This is a genomic window from Pseudomonadota bacterium, from assembly GCA_038533575.1.
GTDB lineage: Bacteria > Pseudomonadota > Alphaproteobacteria > Rhodobacterales > Rhodobacteraceae > Shimia_B.
In genome coordinates, this window is sequence record JBCAYL010000027.1 from 1 (window position 1) to 1,254 (window position 1,254).

Annotated in this window: 1 protein-coding gene; it reads right to left on the reverse strand. The window is 54.0% G+C overall.

What is annotated here, in order from left to right; genetic code table 11:
* Positions 1–1,081, reverse strand: a 1,081-nt coding sequence (gene psbD, locus AAFM92_16850) for a photosystem II D2 protein (photosystem q(a) protein) (protein ID MEL7302031.1), incomplete at its 3' end; no start/stop codon positions are given.
* Positions 1,082–1,254: the final 173 nt, after the last annotated feature.

Sequence of the window (1,254 nt, forward strand, 5' to 3'; positions counted from 1 at the left end):
CTGTAAGTCCTGACCGCCAGACTTTCAGCGCGTTACCACGAGGTAGAACTTCTTCAGGGAATACAAATTGCTCGTGTGGCTGGTCCTGTGGACTCAACCAGGCACGAATACCTTCGTTCAACAGAATGTTCTTTGTGTAGAAGGTCTCAAACTCAGGGTCTTCCGCTGCGCGGATTTCCTGGGACACAAAGTCATAGGCTCGCAAGTTCAATGCAAGGCCCACAATACCAACCGAACTCATCCATAGGCCCGTCACTGGGACGAACAGCATGAAGAAGTGAAGCCAGCGCTTGTTCGAAAACGCAATCCCGAAAATCTGTGACCAGAATCGGTTCGCGGTGACCATCGAGTAGGTCTCTTCTGACTGAGTTGGCTCAAACGCCTTAAACGTGTTCGCGTTCTCGTTGTCTTGGAACAGCGTGTTCTCAACCGTCGCACCGTGAATCGCACACAGCAGCGCGCCGCCAAGGATACCGGCTACGCCCATCATGTGGAACGGGTTCAACGTCCAGTTGTGGAAGCCCTGTAGGAACAGCAGGAATCGGAAAATCGCTGCCACACCGAAGCTTGGCGCGAAGAACCAGGATGACTGACCCAACGGGTACATCAAAAACACGGAGACGAACACCGCAATTGGACCACTGAAGGCAATTGCGTTGTAAGGGCGAATCCCCACCAGGCGAGCAATCTCGAACTGGCGAAGCATGAAGCCAATCAGGCCAAACGCGCCGTGGAGGGCAACGAATGCCCACAGGCCGCCAATCTGGCACCAGCGAACGAAGTCGCCTTGGGCTTCTGGGCCCCACAACAGCAGCAGGGAGTGGCCCATGCTGTCTGCGGGGGTGGAAACTGCAACGGTTAGGAAGTTGCAGCCTTCTAGGTAGGAACTGGCGAGGCCGTGGGTGTACCACGACGTCACAAAGGTTGTACCGGTCATCCATCCACCAATCGCCATGAAGGCGCAGGGGAACAGAAGCAAACCGGACCAACCTACAAATACGAAACGGTCGCGCTTTAGCCAGTCGTCGAGGACGTCAAACCGTCCCCGACCGGCGGGCGCTTGTCCCATTGCAATGGTCATTTAACAATCCTCTTTTTCTGGGCTCTTAATATGGCATTAAGTCCTTTGTCTGCTGAAAGCGCACGTTAGAAAGCTTTTTTGAGCAGCCTTCTAGCGCCAGCTTGATGATATTCAGTGGGCTCAAACACTAGAGAAGCTCTAAGCTAAGTCCGCGACAAGGCAGCTAAAAATCG